We start from the raw sequence: 18,459 nt of genomic DNA on the forward strand, positions 1-18,459 counted from the left end.
AACTAAAATGCGCATCTTCCCGAAAGGACTGCGCCGCCACATACATCTTAGCCGACGCTCGTTACGCGACAAATCAGGCTCCTGTTCTTACCGCCGGCACCAAACGGCAGGCAAAAAAACGGGCCGGACAGAGAGTCCAACCCGCGCGGCGGCGGTCCGTGCGCCAAACGTTCCACCCAGGAACGATTTTTAAAACAGACTCTGAAGCAGCAGCTTGTATCTCGATCGACGGATACCGCACCATCCTGGCCAAATCGCCTGGCAGCGCTACCATTCAACATGATTCGCCGACAACCGCGCCTCGCAAACTTCCAGCCTGACGCGATCATAGCGGCATCGGCGACCGACCGCAAGCCCAAAATTACTCTGAAAGGCGTTGGGCGAGTTACGGACATCCCTGCGTCGGAACGCCATCAACCGCGGCTAAAGCCCCTCACGCGCTCATATTTTACGAAAAGCCTTTCACGACCGTTAGGTTAGAACTCTACAAGACACCTTGAGTTTAGATGCGATCGGCGAGGAGTTGCAGCGGATGAACCACTCTGGAGCCTGCGGGCTGCCCGGCGTTCAGATAAAAACCACAGCCAAAGTTGGCGCTGACTACGACATCGGCTCCGGATCCGGCCATCGCCAGACGCTTGGCGGCCCGCAACGATTCGGCGTTTTCGGGATGACTGAGCATATAAGTACCGCCGGCACCGCAGCATAACTGATTGTCGGCCAACGCTTCCAGATTGACGCCTGGAATCTTGCGCAACAAGGCATACACGCTCTGACTATTCTTCAATACATTGCGTTGACTGCAGGGTTCATGGACCGCCACGTTCAGATTGGAAGCCGCCAGTTGCAGATCTTCCGGCCAATGCGCCAACAAAAACTCGTTGATGTCGATCAAATGCTTGGTAAACCAACCGGATGTCTCGGAATCTCCGCCTTGATATTCGGTCAACATAGCCCCGCAGCCGCTGGCGGAGTATATAACCGCTTCGACTTCCAGCGCGTAAAACGCGGCGATGTTGGCTTCCATCATCGATTCCGCCGGCAAGCCGTTGTGCTGATGAATCGCGCCGCAACAACCCTGCTCTTCCGGCACCACGACCTCATAACCGAGCCTATTCAGTAACTTGATGCCCGCAACCTGGACCGGACGATCGAAATGTTCGGCCAAACAACCGGTAAACAGCGCTACCCTGCCCCGATATTTGATGCGACGCTCCACCGGATAAATCCCGGCCATTCCGACCAAGGACGGCTCGCAAACCAAGGCTTCGGCCGCTCCCAAACCGAGTTTCGCCAACAGTCCGCTGGCGCGTAGCGGTTTCTGCAAACCGGAGCGTAAATACAGCGTGACGAATGGCAGCAACAGTGCCCGGGCGTGCTTGCGTTCGATCAAGCGCAACCCCAGCCGTGCCAACCAAGACGGCCTCGCCGTCGCGCGCAATTTGGCTTGGGCCCGGTCGAACAATGTCCCATAACTCATTCGGCTGGGACAAACGGTCTCGCACGTCCGGCACTGAACGCAATCGTTGAGTTGCGCGAGTTCTTCGACGCCAACGCCAGCGTCGTCGGCTAATATTTTGGCGATGGTACGCACCCGGCGGCGCGGCGTCTGTTCGTCCACCTGGAATAAGCGAAACGTCGGACAGGTACTAACGCACATACCGCAGCGCATGCATTCGCTGGCTTCGGGAATATAAGGACCGGTCGACGGCGGCGATGCGTCCGCGGAACCGTCGCTAGCCGAGTCGAAGCCGAAATCCTGAAAGTCGAACATATTAGCCCTCCATCATTTTTACGTACGCGCGACGCAGCAACTCCATTTCCGCCGGCGGCCGACCGCGCAATTCCGGTAAGGTGCGAAATTTGCAGTTACGACTTTCCATCAATAGATGCGGCGGGTCGAGCAGCGTGAAACGCGCCATATACACCGTAATCACACCACCGGGCGCATCGACTTGCTCGGCGAAACCGGCTTCGATCCGCAGCAAATCGTTGTCCAATTGCAGAGTCTGATTGGCCGTGCTCAGCAACATCGCCGGATGCACGCTCACCTTGCCGGCCGGCGCGTCTTCATCTTCCTCCAACGCTTCGGACAGTGGCGGCAACGGTTCCGGAAAGAACACACTTCCGGAGGCTTGCTGCAGGAATAATGTCAAGGCGCTGATGTCGCCTTTATAAAACAGCAACAGGCGGTGGTTTTGGAACGGGTCGGCGAGCGATTCGATCATGGCTTAGATGGTGGCCTGGCTGTCCCACAAGGTTTTATAGCTGGAATCCAGCCGCGACAGGCGGTTATTGAGTCGATCCAGCAACGGGTAATCCGGAAAGCGGGAACGGTTGCCGCTAGCGTACCAGCTATCCATTGCCGCCGTCAGTCGGTTTTTCTCGTCAAAACAATCGGCAATCTGCTGTTTCAACCAAACCAGGCTATGATTCGGCAATAATTCCATCACCCGATAGCGCAAACCGTTGTTGAAAATCCGCACCCCCCCGCCCTGAGCAGCGGTATGGTATAGCACCTCCGGGTCGACGATCTCGGCTCCGGCCAGGTAATCGATACCAAATTCGTGCAGTTGCGGCAGCCACGGCACGGTCGGCCCCATTAACACCGTCGTGGCATGGCAAGCCAGCTCCGCCAGTCGCGGAAACGTTTTGTTCGGGATGGAACTGGCGGTCAAAAACACCCAATCGGCCTGCGGCAACAGAAATTCGCACGCGGAATCCGGCAAATCGCTGGCGGCCGGCTGGCGCTCCAGTACCGTCAACTGCATCTGCTCCTGATACCGTTCGATACCAGGGTAACGGCCGATCACGACCACTTTCTTGCCTTTCAGGCGCGGGAGAAAATAATCGAACACCGCCAAGTTAGCGTATTCGGCGTGACCTTCCAATGCCAGCGAATCCGGTAGCGGTCTGGCGTTGACGCTGGCGTTGATCGCCGCCATCGCCACGGTCGCCTTATACGGCTCCCACTCGGTAATCCAAGCGGCCAGATCGATGATCGGCTTGCCGCATAAGGTGCCGGACCAATTCAACGTCCGGGTGGCGTGCCCCGGCGTCATCGCCAAACCGGTAGTCGCATCGCCCCTGCCGCGACATAGCGTCCAAACCAGACCTATCATCAACTCGTCGACCACCGCGTCGCCACCGCAATGATCCAGCAGCAACTCGTACAGGTACTTAGGGTTGCCCATCGCCCCCCCTTATTGCGGCACGTCTAGCAATTTCGCTTCGGTTTTAATGTTGTCCTGCTTGCCCCAGGCATTGATCGCCTCTACAAACCATTGCTTCTTGGTCGGGTGAGGCTGCACTACATCGTACTCGGCATAAAAGCTGCCGTCGCCGTGAAATTTGATTTGACCGATCCGGCGCTTATTGGCGTCGTACCAATATCCCACCAAATCCACGCTTTGCGTGAACGGGTCGCTAACCAGACTGAATTGGGCGGCTTCGTATTCCGGCAACGCGATCTGAGTCTGTACCGGGAAACCCAGCTTGGCAATATTCGCGGCGATGCGTTGGCACACGGTTTTGCCGAATTCGCGGCGCATTTCAACGTGTTCAGACAAACTTTCCGCGCTCATGCGGCATCCTCCAACATTGCGCTCGCCAAGTCCATGATTACCGACGCACCGGAGCGGTCTTCCGGATCCAAGCCCCGAATTATGGACAGGATCAGTTGCGCCTCCTCATCCTGTTGGCGGCGCAGATTGATAAAGGCCAGCGCTTTCAAACTATACAGATAGAACAAGTGAACGTCGCTGGCATACATATCCCGCTTGCCGGTTTCCTGGCTCAACAGTCGGTAATCCGCCGTGAAGCCGCCTTGCCGAGCCGCCTCCGCCAAGGCCGCCCGGGCTTCGCGCTCCGCTTCCTGCAATCGGCCCTGGTAAAAATAAAACTTGTACAACGCGAAATAGGTTTGCAAACAGGTGCCGTCCAAGGCCTGGGCCTGCTGAAAAAACTTCTCGGCCAGCGGTTTGTCGGCATGGCTGGCCGCCACCGCCGACTGCAACAGTTTGTTGACGGCTTCTGGGACATCCGGGCTGAACAGCACCCGCTCTTCAAGAAAGCTGACCGCGGCCATTGCTTACCAAACCTCGGCGGGCACGATAAGCTTTTCGACAGGCTTATCACCCAGCAAATGCTCCTCGATGATGGTTTTGACGTCATCCTTGGTCACCCGTCCATACATAACACCTTCGGGATAGACCAGCACGCTGGGCCCCAGCATGCAAGGCCCCATGCAGCCGGTGTTGGTCAGGCCGATTTTTTCGAACAAATTGCGGCTTTGAATTTGCGCCATGAATTCGTTCATCACGTCGGCACAACCGCTGGCGGTACAGGAACCGCGCGGATGGCCTTGCGGACGCGCTTGAGTACAGACGAAAACGTGTTTATTGGGACGTGGCATGATAGCTTTCCTTTTTTGAACTGAAATAAGAAATCGGGTCGCTTGCGCGACGCTGAAAGGGAGCGCCCTTTCTTAAAGCGGGCAGATCGCTTCAAGCCGCCAACCAAGCTGTATGGATGGCGGTCGCTTGCATCGCGTTTGCGCTCAACGGTTTCGCGTTGAGCGGCGCGGAAGCCTGCCGATAAAAAGTGGCCATCAAAAGGCAGGACCAAAGCGGAGCGCTAAACACTCCGCAATCGCCGGACGGCGTTCACGCCGCTGCCTTGTGCTCGTGGGTAAAGCAGGCTTTCGGGCAAACTTTGGAGCAAGCCTCGCAGCCGATACAGTCGGCGGCATTTTTAAGGCTCATCACCATCGTGTTGTCGTCATCCTCGTCGAAGTCCTCCAAGTCGGCGGCGTCCAGTACATCTCCCCGGTCCACCAAATCGAACACGTCGCGTGGGCACACCTTGAAGCAACGGCCGCAACCGATGCAGTCGCGTTGGTTCAAATCGGTCACGTAAGATGGCGTCCAAACGCTGCCGCCAAAGGTTACGCCGGTTACAAATTCGCTCATATCGCTCTCCTCAAGCCTCATCCGCCACTGGCGGCTTGAAATTTCTTGTTGGCTTCGTCCCAAGCCTTACATGCGTCGTACGTCGTTTGGGCAATGCCCATCAACTCCCCATAAGCATCCGGCAAACGGTCTTCGATCAGATCATGCAACACCGACGCCGCCTCGTTGGCCAGGCGTTTGGTCTTTTTCACTTCTTTTTCCAGCGCTTTAATCTCTTCGTCACTCATAATTTCACCTCAAGCTTCCGCCACTTCTTTGAATTGCTCGATCAAGGCCACGGCTTTTTCCAACACTTTCTCGGTTTTTTCGTTCAACTCTTCCAAACTGCCGAAGCCGAAGCGATGCACGTCGCGCAACACTTTGTCTACCGCGATCAGTTTGCCGACCAACACCAGCGCCCGGCCGAAGCCTTCGTGGGTGATATTGATCACCGGTACCGCCATCAGACCGCAACGTTTTTCCACCAGCGAGGAAATGGCGTTGTAATACGCCTTGACGCGCGCCAGCGTAATTTCGTCGGGATCGCCGATGACCGGCACTTCGCGTTTGCGCTCCTTGGTCATGATCAGCGGATCGATGATTTTTTCCTCGGACCAACCTTCGTAGGTGTCGTAGGTATCCATTGCTCTGAGTTGTTTGATCATCTCGACAACGATTTCAGAGCTCATCAAAGGGTCGCCGGCTTCGACGACGAGTGCGGGTTGAGACATGGTGGGTTCTCCAGTGGTTTTGGTTAGGGCGGCGAACCGCCGCAATTTGTCGATTCGTTAAAGCGCTTACTCGTCCCAGCCTTCGTCTTCCATCGCATCGAAGCGGCCGGCATCCGGCCCCTTGTGCGCGTTGATGGCCTTGGTCAGCCACGCGGAAGGCCCGGCTTTCATTTCGTTCTGCAAATCGCCGATCAAATCCTTGATGGTGCTGCCTTCATGGACTTTGATCGGCTGTATGCCCTGGGCGATGATTTGCTTGATCGCCGAGGCGCCGATGGCTTGGCAATAGACGGCCGCGCAGCCGTCCAGCAGTTGAATCTTGACCGACAACTTATCCTCGTTACCGTCCTGGGCCAGTTCGCCGAACTGCGCGGCTTCTAGCATTTCCGATTGCTCGGGGTCCACCGCGTAGACCGCGAACGAACGGGCTGAACCGAAATGCTGGTTGACATGCACCATATCGGTAGTGGCAAAGGCGACTTTAATCGCGGTTTCCATGGGCATCCTCTGTTCAGGGGTATGCACAACCTGCATGCGACGGGCTAGTGACATGACGGCGAGCAGGCGTGGCGTTCGTTTTCCGGTTTTTGCGAATACGGCGAGTGATAGACTTCGATCTCTTCGTGCGCGAAGTTGATCACCAAGTTAGCCAAGTCGAACAAAGCTTGGCGCGTGCCGCGATAACCGATCCAGGTTTTTTGATAGCCGCCGATGATGTCGTACAACGGAAAGCCGGTGCGCAGGATAGGCACGCCCAGGCGTTCCGCGCTATCGACCGCGTGCGAATTGCCGATCAGCAACTGCGCGCCGTTTTCCCTAGCGGTCAGCTCCAGATCTTCCAGGTCGCCGATCTTGACGCTGCTAACCGGCATTTTGCTCAGAATCGCCGCGTTAGCCGGGCTGATCGCCGCGACCACGTCGCCGCCCATGCCCTTGATCAAATGCACGCAGGCATTCAGCAAATCGGGATCCGCAGCGATCGCCACCTTGAGCTGGCCCAGCATGAAATGGGTATCCAGCATCGCGTCCTGCAATTGAGCACGTTGGCGTTCTATCCGTTGCGGGACCGGCTGTTCGCTGATTTCGGCCAGCGCCAGGATCAGCGCATCGTTGGCTTCCAGGCCGTACAAATGTTCGAAAAAGTAACTCGGCACGCCGGTTTTTTCTTGCAGCAACTCGCCGGCTTTATGCAAGGAAGGTCCAATGATCAGCGAGGCCTTGGCCTCGCCCAGCGTAGCCAGTTCCGACACCGGCGTACCGCCTATCGTCACCGGCGAAAATTCGTCTTCGGTCAAGCTGCCGTCCAGCGAGTCGGATAAATCCGGCACCAGCACCGGCCGCAAGCCGAACATTTCTATCGTGTCGCGCAGGGCTTCCAGGTCGCCGGGCGTCAGCATATGGCTGACCAACACGTTCACCTGCCGACGGCGATTACCTGGCTTGGTACCCGCCGTTTCGGCATCGGGCACCAGTGCATTGACGATCTCGTGTATCGTCGCGGCATAGCCGGTCTCGACGCAACCGGTGAAATCCGGGGTATTGACCGCGACGACGGCAACGTGATCGTACTCCGGATACTTGGCGCGAAATTCGCGCACGTTGCGCTGTACGTCGCAACCCTGGGTTTCGGCCAAACCGGTGGTCAACACCGCGATCAAGGCCGGATTGGATTTCTCGGCGATGGCTTTCAAACCTTCGACGACGTTTTCGTCGGCGCCCAGCACTGAGCTGGCTTGGTCCATCGCGGTGGTTTGCAATGGAATCGGTTCGCGAAAATGCCGGACGAAAAACACTTTCGCGAATGCGGTACAGCCTTGCGAACCGTGCAGCATCGGAATCGCTCGGTCGAAACCCAGGCAAGCCAACGAACCGCCGGTTGGCGCGCTGGCCTTTAACGGACTGACCGAGAGTGCTTTCTTACGTTTGAGAATTTCCGCCATCGCCGCCTACCTAGTTGCCTGAGTCAATCGCACACCGTCTAATCGGACTAAGCCGCCTGAATTTTTAACGCCGGCTCCACCGTTTCGCTGGTAACGGGCTTGGCGAGAGCGCCGACGCGCCAGGGCATCGGCGCCCTGACCGACTCCCAAACCGGGCTTTCCAACGTCAGCGCCAACTGGCGAACCAATTCCAGCATGCCTTCGTAACCGGCATAACCGAATTCGCGCTCTTGGTTGATATCCAGGAACGGGATTTTGGCTTTCAACGCGGTGTACATATTGCGGCCACCGGCGATCAGAATATCGGCCTTGTAATCGTGAACGACCTTCAACAGCGCTTTCGGGCTACCGTCCTCGATCATCAGCGTATCCTCGCCCATCAGTTCGCGGATGCGCGCCTTGTCCTCCTCGGTGGACTTTTTGGTACCGGTCGCGACCACGACCATCCCCAAATCCTGCAAGGCCGAAATCACCGACCAGCTCTTGACCCCGCCGGTAAACAATAGCACCCGCTTGCCTTTCAAACGCTCGCGCCACGGCGCCAGCGCCGCGCGGATTCGAGCCTCTTCGCGGGCAATCAGCGCCTCGGTGCGTTCGGTCAAATCCGGATCGTCGATGACCTTGGCAAAATCGCGCAAGGACTGGCTGGTATCGGTAATGCCGTAGAAGCTGCCTTCGAACCACGGGGTTTTGTAATCTTTTTCCATACGACGGGCCACGTTCAGCATCGCTTTCGAGCAGACCATCATGTTGACTTCGGCTTTGTGCATGGTTTGCACCTCGCGGAAGCGGGCGTCGCCGGACAAGGTGCACAGCACCCGCAAGCCCAGTTCGTCCAGCAAGGGCAGTACATGCCAGAATTCGCCGGCGATGTTGTATTCGCCGACCAGATTGACGTCGTGAACCTTGATACCGGGCCGCTCGGTACCCGGCGGCAACGGATCGGGATCGCGCGTGCCGACCACATGGTTCAGCATCGCATCGGCGGCAATCCGGTTGCCCAGGTTTTTAGTGCCGTAGAAACCGGCGCTATCGATAGGTACCACCGGCACGCCCCACCGCTCGGCGGCTTCCTTGCAGGTCGCGTTGATGTCGTCGCCGACCAAGGCCGGAACGCAGGTGTTGTAGACGAACACCGCCGGTGGATTGTAGGTCTCGATGGCCTGCTTGATCGCGTGGAACAGCCGCTTTTCGCTGCGGCCCATCACGATATCCTGTTCGGTCAAATCGGTGGTCATGCCGATCCGGTATAAGTCCGGCCCCGACGACCGGGTCCCGCGGTTATCCCAAGAGCTGCCGGCGCAGGCAATCGGCCCGTGGACAATATGGGCGACATCGGCGATAGGCAACAACGCAATCTGGGCACCGTCAAACGCACAACCGCCCGCGGCGGAGCCGGGTTTAGGCTTGGCGCAACCGGATTTCTCCTTCTTGTTGTGTTCGCAAGCCGGTTCGTCCAATAATTCCGCAATGTCTTTATTCGTTTTCATGACACGACCCCAAGTTTTTGCTTATCAACTTGCAACCGGCGTGCCAAGCAATAACCCGATGATTTTCCAGCGATTCCCGGACAAGCTTTTTGTAGGAAAACCGACAAACCACTAAGCGTGGGCGACAAACATTTGTCGGATAATCGGTCGTTCCGCCCGGCGATTCGGCCGGACTTTGTCGAACGCCCCGTAGCCGCCAGCCTCTCGCTAACTCTAACGCTTAACGCTACCCGCGCTATCCAATGCGACCGGCCTATTGAAGTCCATGGCTTTTGCGCCCCTACTCGATTCGACGCTTACCAACTCGGACAGCCCGTTAAATGTTGAAAAATAGGCAACGGCGGCGCGAAGCATTGAACTTGCTCATGTTCGGTTCGAAAACCTCTCCGACCGGCCGCTCGACATCGGACTGGTCGTTGTCGTCTTGCTAAGTATTGGTACGGAGATACGGAACAGCGTCGTCAAGATCCAACAGCGCTGTATCGGCTATTGGTCCTGAGCAAAAGGCTTTCGACTGCGCTGTTCACGCTGGAACACTCAGGAACCGATGACGTAAAAAGCCGCAACCATTTATCGCAATGATTCAAAACAACTTTTTTCAGGAGATCACTATTGATTCGACACGGGCGAAAGCGCACTATCTTCGCCGTCGCCCACGCATTGTTGAAAACCGTGTGTTTGGCGATCCGATAGGGCGACTGCTATCGGAATGCCCAAACTGATGCGGATCTTTCAGAACTACTATTAAAGGGCCGGCATCGCTACACGGTTAGGATTGCGCCCCTCTACAAGCTATTAACCAGCTATGGACTTCAACCTATCATCGATCGACATGTATCCGCATCATCTATATGTCGCCAACTCTAGAAACCCGCGCATCGCGTTCTCTAATCCGCCGAACTGATGGGCTGAATCTCTTCCGGCAATTTGGTACCCAAATGCTTATTCAATTGGCCCTTGCTCGCCAAAATTCGGTACTGCGAGAATAACTCGTCGTATTTGGCGTTAATCAACGAGCTCTTGGCAACGTACATCTCGTTGTAGGTATCCAGCAAGTCCAACAAGGTGCGCTGACCGATATTGAACTGCTGTTGGTAGGCGGTGATGGTTTTTTCGGCCGAGTCTGCGTGTTGTTTGTAGAACTCCATCTGGCTTTTCACGGTCTGGTAAGCCACCCAGGACAAACGCATACTTTCGACCACTTGGCGATGGGTGTTGTCGCGGATGTCCTTGGCCTGATTGATCAATTGTGCGGTCTGCTCGCGGCGGGCGATGTCCTTGCCGCCGTTGAACAGGTTGTAGCGCATCCGCAGCATCGCGGTCATGTCCGAGTTGGTGCCGCGGATACCGTCTAGGTTATAGTTGTGACTGACGCCGGTTTCGATATCGAAACGCGGAAAGTACGGTGCCTTGGCGGTTTCGTGCTGGGCGAAGGCCGATTCCACGTCCGAATTCGCCGACTTCAGAATCGGATGGTCGGCCAGCGCTTCGTCGATGGCTTGTTCCATCGTCGCCGGCAACGCGGCGGTCGGCGCGGCGACCGGTTCGACCGTGTCCGGCAAGATGCCGATCACCCGTTGAAAGCCGGTTTCGGCGTCTTTCAGGTTACCGGTCTCGGACCAGACGTTCTTCTCGGCCAAAGCCACCCGGCCCATCGATTGATCGACGTCGGCCCGCTTGCCGACGCCGCGCTCGCTACGCAATTTGATTTGCTCGTTGGTGCGCAAATGCAGTTGCAGGTTGTCCTTGGCTAGATTCAGCAACTCCTGACGGCGCAACACTTTCAGGTAGGCTTCGACGCCGTCCAGCGCGGTGATCTCGGACTGGCCGAACACGGTGTAGGCGCGCGAATCGGTACGTTTTTCCTGGCGCTCGACTTCGTTGGGAGTAGCCAGACCGTCGAACAACATTTGCCGGACCTGGATGGCGCCTTCCTCGCGATGATAAAACACCGAGCCGTCGCCTCGGGTACGGGTGGTCGGATTGTTCGACTCTTCCCAACCGATGCCGGCCGTGGCGTCCACGGTCGGAAAGTAACCGGCCTTGGCTTGGCCGATTTCTTCCTCGACCGCCCGGCGTTCGGATTTGGCCGCCTGGATCTTCGGGTTGTCGTCCAGCACTTTCTGGATCGAATCCTGTAACGTTACCGCGTAGCCGTCGGTCGCAAACGCTAGTTGTATCGCGATGCTTACACCCCATCCGGTCGTCGATTTCATGCCTATCCTCTTTGATATTGGTCGGTTTCTTTTAACAATATGGCCAGATGCAAGCGATCGTCGACACCCAATTTGCGGAATATCGACGATAAATGCGCCTTGACTGTGCGCTCTGAAATATTCAGCGCCAGCGCGATACGTTTATTGTTTTCGCCCTGGCGGATCAGATTGGCGACTTCGAGCTCGCGCGCCGACAAGCCGGCGATCTGCTGCAGTTTCTGCTCGGCGTCGTAACGATTTTTCACGGTTTGAGTTTGTCTGGCGCGGGTCAACGCCCCGATCACCTTGGGGACCAGGGCGCGGCGTATCCAGATGTCGCCGTCCAGAATGCAGGCGACGGCCCGCTTCAATAATTCGGCGGATTCGGATTGATCGCAGTAACCGGCCGCGCCGTTGATCAACACTTCGATTTGCCGGCTATCCGGCCAATCGCAGCCCATCACTAGAAAACGGGTATGGCGGTTGGAAAACAACGCCATCAGACTGGCATCGTCGTCCAGCTTCTTAGCGTCCAGAATGACCGCGTCGGCGGTGAATTCGGTCTTGGGATTGTGCAACATACTGACCGTGTATTCCGAAATCAACGCGTGGTTCCATTGCGCGGTCAACTGGGGATTATTAGAACAAATCAATAGGTTAGCCACGGATATGCCGTTTGTAATTATCGTTCTCTCAACGCCCTATCCCTGGCCTTGAATATCGGCTTCATCAGGTATTCGAGCACGGTTTTCTTGCCGGTCAATATATCGACCTCGGCGGTCATGCCGGCAATGATCTGCAAGCGTTCCCCTCGGTTTTGCAAAGTGTTCGTGGCGGTGCGCAGGCGGATCAGGTAATAGCTGTCCTCATCCTTTTTTTCGCCGGGAATACTGTCGGCGCTAATATGCTCCAACACTGCGTCCAAACCGCCGTATATCGAATAGTCGTACGCGGTTAGTTTTACCACAGCTTGCTGTCCGGGGTGAAGAAAAGCGATGTCGGCCGGGCGGATTTTGGCCTCGATCAGCAACTGATCCTCGACCGGCACGATTTCCAACAAATCCATACCCGGCTGAATTACGCCGCCGACCGTATTGATCTTGATGCGCTTGACGGTGCCCTTGACCGGCGACAACACCCGCGTCCGGCTGACCCGGTCTTCCAGCGCAACGGCGGAAGCGCTGGTGCGATCCAATTCGGCCTTGGTCTCGTTCAATTCCTTCAAGGCCTCGGTCCGAAAGCGCGCCTTGATTTCGGAAAGTTTATTGCGGGCTTCGTCCAGCGCCGAACGCGCGCGCGGCATCGCCAGATTGGCCGAGTTCAATTCGCCGTGCAAATCGTTGGCGGCCCGCTGCAGCCGCAACAATTCGACTTGCGACATCGCGCCGTCGGCCACCAGCGGTTCGGACATTTTCACTTCGTCCTGCAGCATTTTATAGCTGCGTCCGAGTTGTTCGCTCTTGGACTGCAACTCGACGATTTCCTGTTCGCGCTGGCGAATCTGCTCGCTGAGAATATCGGTGTTCGATTTCAGTTCGTGTTGGCGGGAAGCCAGCAACTGCCGGACATTGTCGGCAATCTGGGGCGCCTGCTTGACCACTTCGTCCGGCAATTGCAACGCGCCGCCGTTGATTTCGGCGTTCAAGCGGGCGGTATTGGCCAGCAGCTCGTAATACTTAAGCTTGGCTTCCTGAAACGACGAGGCAAAACGCACCCGGTCCAGTTGCAGCAAGACTTGATCTTTTTCGACGCTATCCCCCTCGCGCACCAGGATTTCCGAGACGATGCCGCCTTCCAGATTTTGTACGACCTGGATCTGGCTGGACGGTATCGTCTTGCCTTGACCGCGCGTCACTTCATCCAGCGTCGCGAAATTGGCCCAGACCAGCGCCACGACCACGAAGACCAGCGTGGTCAGCAAAATCAAATGACTTTGGATCGGCAATTCGTACAGCGCGCTGCCGTCGGCGATGTCGAAATCGCGGCGGTCCTCGCTGCGATAGCGGTAGTCGGCCAGCCAAGCACCCAAAGTTTTTTTCATCCGGCCACCTTGATCTGGCCTTGCCGCAAGGCTTCCAACACATGATCTTTCGGACCGTCGGCGACAATGTGACCGCCGTCCATGACGATGACCCGGTCCACCAGACTCAACAGCGAAGCTTTGTGGGTCACTAGGATCAGGGTCTGATCGGACAATTGCGCCGCGAAGCGCTGCTTGAAGGCTTCCTCGCTGCTGTTGTCCATCGCGTTGGTCGGCTCGTCCAGCACCAACAGCGCCGGCTGCAACAGCAAGGCCCTGGCCAGCACGATGCTTTGGCGTTGGCCGCCCGACAAGCCGGCGCCGCGCTCGCCGACCGGCATGTCGAAACCGAGTGGATGGCGGGCGGTAAACTGCGCGACGCCGGCCAACTCCGCCGCCCGCAGCATCGCCGCGTCGTCGACGTACCCGGCGCCGAATACGATGTTGTCGCGCACGCTGCCGAACATCAACGCGTTATCCTGCGGCACGTAGCCGATTTGGCGACGCAATTCGGCCGGATCAAGTTGGCGGCTATCGCAACCGTCCAACAAAATCGCGCCTTGTTGCGGCTGGTACAGCGCCAGAATCAATTTCTCCAGCGTACTTTTGCCGGAGCCTATCCGGCCGATCACGCCGACCCGCTCGCCGGCCCGAATCTTGAACGACACATTATCCAAGGCGGGTACCGGCTGGCCGGGATAGCTGAAGCCGACCCCGCGAAACTCGACCTCGCCGGCCAGACGCGGCCGGTGCATATAATCCTTACCGGCCTCGCGTTCCACCGGCAGCTCCATCATCCGCCGCACCGAGCCCAGGGCCATCCGCGCCTGATGATAGCGGGTCAGCAAGGCCGCGACCTGGCCGACCGGCGCCAAGGCCCGGCCGGCCAGCATCGTGCATGCCACCAAACCGCCGGTGGTCAACTCGCCGTCGCCGATCCGGTACACGCCGGCCACGACCAGCAGCACCGCCGCCAGTTGTTGAAAGAACGCGGTCAGATTGACGGTCAGACTGGTGTACAAACGGGATTTAAGTCCCAGCCTCGCCAGCTCACCGATATTGTTTTCCCAGCGCCGTTGCAACTGGCTGGCCGCGCCGGTGGTTTTAACGTTTTCCAAATTAGTCAGGGCTTCGATCAAGGTCGCCTGGTTCTCCGCGGCGTAGCGAAACATCGTATCGACGGTTTGCCGCAACGGCGCCTGCAAGGCGATGCCGGCCAATACCGCCAGCGGCAATATCGCCAACGGAATCCAGGCTAGTGGGCCGGCAATGCTGTACACAATCAATACGAACAGCAGCAAAAACGGCAGATCGACCAAGGTCACCAAGGTGGCCGAGGTCAAAAACTCGCGGAAGGCCTCGAATTCGTGCAAGCGGTTAGCGAATGCGCCGGCCGAGGCCGGGCGAGCTTCCAGCCGGATGTTCAGCAATTTTTCGAAGATGCCGGCCGACAAGACGATGTCGGCGCGCTTACCGGCGGCGTCTATAAAGTAGCCGCGCAACAGCTTCATCGCCAACTCGAAGCCGAACACGATCAACACCCCGAGCGCCAGCACCCATAGCGTTTCCAGCGCGTGATTCGGCACCACCCGGTCGTAGACGTTCATGAAGAACAACGGCGCCGCCAACGCGAACAAATTGATCAGCAACGACGCGGCCAACACCTCGGCGTAGATCGGCCATGCGGCGTAGACCACATTGCGTATCCAATGGCCGGTCCGCGCCGCGCCGAGATCGGCGGTTCTGGCATCGAAGCGGTGATTGACTCGAACGAAGAAAGCCCGGCCGGCATACAGATTCTCCAGTTCGGCGCTGGGCAGCGTCTTCTCGCCGCCGGTTTCCGAAACGGCGATTCGACAGCTCTCCCCATCCTTACCGATCAGCACGCAGGCGTGGCCGTCGCGGAGCAACAGCACCGCCGGCAGACTCAAGGCCGGAATGTCGGCCAGAGGCCGGCGCAGCAAGCGGGCCGACATGCCGGCCCGCTCGGCGGCCCGCCCGAACAGCGCCGGCGTCAGTTTGTGATCGACCAAGGGGAGTCCCGCGGTCAACGCCGCCGGGGTTTGCGAAATATGCAGGTGCTGGCAAACTGTCAATAAGGCGGCCAGCAACGGATCGTCGAAACCGGTGTCCTGGGTTCCGGCTATCGTTAGGTGGTCGAGCATGAAGGCGGGGAAAATGATTGAATAAGTGACGGTATCGACGGTTTGATCGGCAATTATAGGCTAGTTGGCGCGCGGCGGAGAAAATCGCCAGTCGCTGGGGCGTAATGGTCTCTGATAGGTAGCAAGCTTGACGCCGGCAGGCCGCTAGTGGAAAGCACCGAAAAGCACACCGGCGCCAGAGACATGGAGTTGCGAACGACTGAATTCTGACGATCAGTAACCGTAATTCAATGATTACCAGCATTTCATATTAACTGAGGGAGGCTCTATTGCAAGACCTGACCCCGTTTTTGGACTACGCGTTTTATTGCGAGCTCCGTCTGCACCACCTAAATTAGGCCCATTTTGCATCTTTATTTATTACAAACATCAGAGAGGTACGGAAGAATCATGGCAAGTTTATCTTCACCAAAATGAACGGTCTCCATTTGCATCTCGTGGTTATACCTGATTTTAATAAAATGATCGGATATGGATCTTATTAAATCATCGATGTTTGTTGTTATATACTTAGCTTGAAATCCATTTTTAATTATGTCTGACTGCATAGCCCATAATTCGATCAGAGAGTGATTTCTTGGAGCTTTTTTGCCATCCTTCTTTAACAGAAATTTCAGATACATTTCACAAGCAAAACACCCACAAACGACATGGGGAAACACTAACAGCTGGTTCTGCTCAGCAATTGGAACGGTTGAGTTAAAGCACCTAATCGACGCGTCCCTAAACTGGTTTGCCCTAGCGACCATGTCATCTAAGGCGTCGGAGTCCGGATTTTTCGACGGCACTCTAAATGAGGCTAAGTGAAACGTGCATTTTTCATCAGTCATCCGTATCGCCTAAACGACAAACAAAGTCCTTGCATAGATAGGGATACCATGTAGTGGAGCTAACCGGCTCTGCGCAGCTTTATCCCGCTGCATCCAGCAACTGAAAGGAGCGAGGTTGGGCGCAGAATTAGAAGCGTTCCGTACCTGCACTTTTGGCTTCCTTTCTCGGATTATGTGGCCAGCAAAAACTGTAGCCAGAAACAGTATGATTTTTCTTCATGTCGTCTGAAATGTTCACCACAAGCTTGAATAGACTACCCCACGTTGCAATTGGAATGTGCTTTCCGGAAGGGTGCTCAGGCTTGAAATCGAGCTCAATGGTCGCGGAGGCTAACCAGTTTTCCGGAATGCCCTTCGCAGAAAGATGCTTATTTAGGATTGAGCTGTAGCCGGAAACCAGTTTTGAAAACTCTGAACTTGCTGGGAATATTGATTTCGTAAGGAGATCAAGGCGAACTATTTGAACACCACTCTGTTGCGCAAGAAGACAAAGTTTTCCAATACCCCAATAGCCACCTACATCGTTGTTGCGGCTTATGAACGAACCATATAACCCGGATGCGATGTTTTTGAGCTCCTTCCGTCGTGCCATGGTGAACCTCTAATTAATCGAGCTCCGATTAGCGATAGCATAATCGGAGGAATGTTGACTTCGAAACGAGCGATTTGGCAAGCTAATTTCACAATTGAAGGCAGCTTATCTGCATTTTTTGTCTATTCAATTTCATCGTCATTGACCTGCTTAGGGTCGATTACAGTTATTAACTGTCAACACTAGACTCCCATTCACCGAGCGCTATTGGTTATTCGAAAACATCAACGGCTACAATCCTGTTCCTTATTCAAACTTCAAGTACTCGCCAGGCACCCCATTCAATGCCAAGGCCAGGTTTAAACGATCAGACGCCCCCTCAATACATCCGCTTGCGGAACAACCAACCCGCGCAGCTTAGCGAGGCCAAGCCGATCAAGGCCATCGGCCAGTATTGATGCAGCAGCGCCGGGCTGTCCAGGCCTTGCAGGAATACCCCGCGGACGATGACCAGAAAGTAGCGTAGCGGATTGAGCAAGGTCAGGGTTTGCACGGCTTCCGGCATGTTGGCGATCGGCGTGGCATAGCCGGACAGGATCACCGCCGGAACGATGACTAGAAAGCCGCCCAGCAAGCCTTGCTGCTGAGTCGTCGACAGCGAGGAAATCATCAGGCCGACCCCGACGATCGCAAACACGTAGAACACGATGCCGATATACAAGGCCGTCAAACTGCCCAGCAGCGGCACCCGGAACCACAGCACCACCATGACGATGCTGAAAGTGGCCTCGAACACGCCGATCAAGAAGCCCGGCACGGCCTTGCCGACCACGATTTCCCTCGGCGTCAGCGGCGTCACCAATAACTGGTCGAAGGTCCCCTGCTCGCGCTCGCGCGCCACCGACAGCGAAGTCACCAACATCGTTACCACCAAGGTCAGCAAACCGACGATGCCCGGCACGATAAACCAACGGCTTTCCAGGTTGGGATTGAACCAGGCTCGGGTCCGCAACTCCGCGGCCGGCAGCGGCAAACCGTGGTCCCTGGCCCAGGCGATGTTGAAATCGGCGATCACCGTTTGCGCGTAGCCTTGGGCGATTTGGGCGGTATTCGAATCACGGCCGTCCAGCAGGATTTGCACGTCGGCCGGTTGGCGGCCGCTCAGCAGGTCGCGGCTGAAATGCCGACCGATATGCAACACCAGCAATACTTGCTTGGTATCCAGCACTTCGGCGACTTCGGCCTCGCGCCGCAAGCGCCGCGCCTCCCGAAACGCCGGCGCGCCGCCGAAGCGAGCGATCAACTCGCGCGAGGCGATGCCGGCGTCTTCGTTGTACACCGCGATCGGCACTTGGTTGAGATCGTAAGTGGCGGCGTAGCCGAACACGAACAATTGCACGATGGGCGGCGCGATCAGCACGAAACGACTTTTCTTGTCCTTGACCAGATCGAGGAACTCCTTGACCAGCATTGCGTAAATCCGCCAAAACATCGTTCACTCCAAGCGGCGCGGCGCCCGCCACCAAGCCAGCGCCATGAACAGTGCCGCCATCAAGGCCAGCGCCAGCGCGTTGGGGACGACGACTTCCCAGACGTTGCCGGCCAGA

General features: G+C 56.7%; 19 protein-coding genes. All 19 read right to left on the minus strand.

From position 1 onward, the window contains the following. Window positions 1-502: 502 nt before the first annotated feature. Window positions 503-1,774: a (Fe-S)-binding protein gene (locus tag A1355_RS15145; protein ID WP_064029633.1), complete on the minus strand. Its 1,272-nt coding sequence runs from the start codon at window positions 1,772-1,774 to the stop codon at window positions 503-505. Between the two features lies 1 nt (window position 1,775). Continuing rightward, window positions 1,776-2,228: a hypothetical protein gene (locus A1355_RS15150; protein WP_064029635.1), complete on the minus strand. Its 453-nt coding sequence runs from the start codon at window positions 2,226-2,228 to the stop codon at window positions 1,776-1,778. A gap of 3 nt (window positions 2,229-2,231) precedes the next feature. Beyond that, complete coding sequence (locus A1355_RS15155) at window positions 2,232-3,194, minus strand: DUF364 domain-containing protein (RefSeq protein WP_064029636.1); 963 nt, start codon at window positions 3,192-3,194, stop codon at window positions 2,232-2,234. 9 nt (window positions 3,195-3,203) lie between these two features. Further along, complete coding sequence (locus A1355_RS15160) at window positions 3,204-3,584, minus strand: hypothetical protein (RefSeq protein ID WP_064029638.1); 381 nt, start codon at window positions 3,582-3,584, stop codon at window positions 3,204-3,206. Next, complete coding sequence (locus A1355_RS15165; protein ID WP_064029640.1) at window positions 3,581-4,087, minus strand: hypothetical protein; 507 nt, start codon at window positions 4,085-4,087, stop codon at window positions 3,581-3,583. The genes A1355_RS15160 and A1355_RS15165 overlap by 4 nt, the downstream gene beginning before the upstream one ends. A gap of 3 nt (window positions 4,088-4,090) precedes the next feature. Next, window positions 4,091-4,414, minus strand: a complete 324-nt coding sequence (locus tag A1355_RS15170) for a (2Fe-2S) ferredoxin domain-containing protein (protein WP_064029642.1) — start codon at window positions 4,412-4,414, stop codon at window positions 4,091-4,093. Between the two features lie 250 nt (window positions 4,415-4,664). Next, window positions 4,665-4,970 carry a ferredoxin III, nif-specific gene (gene fdxB, locus A1355_RS15175; RefSeq protein ID WP_064029672.1) on the minus strand — a complete coding sequence of 102 codons (306 nt, stop codon included), beginning with the start codon at window positions 4,968-4,970 and terminating at the stop codon, window positions 4,665-4,667. A 17-nt stretch (window positions 4,971-4,987) separates the two neighbouring features. Continuing rightward, on the minus strand, window positions 4,988-5,197 hold the full coding sequence (locus A1355_RS15180) for a CCE_0567 family metalloprotein (RefSeq protein ID WP_064029644.1): 210 nt from the start codon (window positions 5,195-5,197) through the stop codon (window positions 4,988-4,990). A gap of 9 nt (window positions 5,198-5,206) precedes the next feature. Then, entirely contained in the window at window positions 5,207-5,680 is a 474-nt protein-coding gene (locus A1355_RS15185; RefSeq protein ID WP_064029646.1) for a NifX-associated nitrogen fixation protein, read from the minus strand. Window positions 5,681-5,746: 66 nt separating this feature from the next. Beyond that, complete coding sequence (gene nifX / locus A1355_RS15190) at window positions 5,747-6,178, minus strand: nitrogen fixation protein NifX (RefSeq protein ID WP_082885565.1); 432 nt, start codon at window positions 6,176-6,178, stop codon at window positions 5,747-5,749. A gap of 44 nt (window positions 6,179-6,222) precedes the next feature. Further along, window positions 6,223-7,620 (minus strand): nitrogenase iron-molybdenum cofactor biosynthesis protein NifN, encoded by a 1,398-nt coding sequence (gene nifN / locus A1355_RS15195; protein WP_064029649.1) that lies wholly within the window; start codon window positions 7,618-7,620, stop codon window positions 6,223-6,225. Window positions 7,621-7,667: 47 nt separating this feature from the next. Then, complete coding sequence (gene nifE / locus A1355_RS15200) at window positions 7,668-9,110, minus strand: nitrogenase iron-molybdenum cofactor biosynthesis protein NifE (protein ID WP_064029651.1); 1,443 nt, start codon at window positions 9,108-9,110, stop codon at window positions 7,668-7,670. Between the two features lie 887 nt (window positions 9,111-9,997). Beyond that, entirely contained in the window at window positions 9,998-11,326 is a 1,329-nt protein-coding gene (locus tag A1355_RS15205) for a TolC family outer membrane protein (RefSeq protein ID WP_064029653.1), read from the minus strand. Between the two features lie 2 nt (window positions 11,327-11,328). After that, window positions 11,329-11,970, minus strand: coding sequence for a response regulator transcription factor (locus A1355_RS15210; RefSeq protein WP_064029655.1), 642 nt, complete (start codon window positions 11,968-11,970; stop codon window positions 11,329-11,331). 17 nt (window positions 11,971-11,987) lie between these two features. Then, window positions 11,988-13,346 (minus strand): HlyD family type I secretion periplasmic adaptor subunit, encoded by a 1,359-nt coding sequence (locus tag A1355_RS15215; protein ID WP_064029657.1) that lies wholly within the window; start codon window positions 13,344-13,346, stop codon window positions 11,988-11,990. Further along, window positions 13,343-15,490 (minus strand): type I secretion system permease/ATPase, encoded by a 2,148-nt coding sequence (locus A1355_RS15220; protein ID WP_064029659.1) that lies wholly within the window; start codon window positions 15,488-15,490, stop codon window positions 13,343-13,345. Before A1355_RS15220 ends, A1355_RS15215 begins: the two co-directional genes overlap by 4 nt. A gap of 353 nt (window positions 15,491-15,843) precedes the next feature. Beyond that, window positions 15,844-16,320, minus strand: a complete 477-nt coding sequence (locus tag A1355_RS15225; RefSeq protein WP_064029661.1) for a HEPN domain-containing protein — start codon at window positions 16,318-16,320, stop codon at window positions 15,844-15,846. 127 nt (window positions 16,321-16,447) lie between these two features. Further along, the gene (locus A1355_RS15230; protein WP_064029664.1) at window positions 16,448-16,912 is read right to left on the minus strand and encodes a hypothetical protein; all 465 of its coding nucleotides are present in this window, start codon (window positions 16,910-16,912) and stop codon (window positions 16,448-16,450) included. Between the two features lie 319 nt (window positions 16,913-17,231). Beyond that, on the minus strand, window positions 17,232-18,344 hold the full coding sequence (locus tag A1355_RS15235; RefSeq protein WP_064029666.1) for an ABC transporter permease: 1,113 nt from the start codon (window positions 18,342-18,344) through the stop codon (window positions 17,232-17,234). Window positions 18,345-18,459: the final 115 nt, after the last annotated feature.

It is taken from the genome of Methylomonas koyamae (assembly GCF_001644025.1).
GTDB classification, from domain to species: domain Bacteria; phylum Pseudomonadota; class Gammaproteobacteria; order Methylococcales; family Methylomonadaceae; genus Methylomonas; species Methylomonas koyamae_A.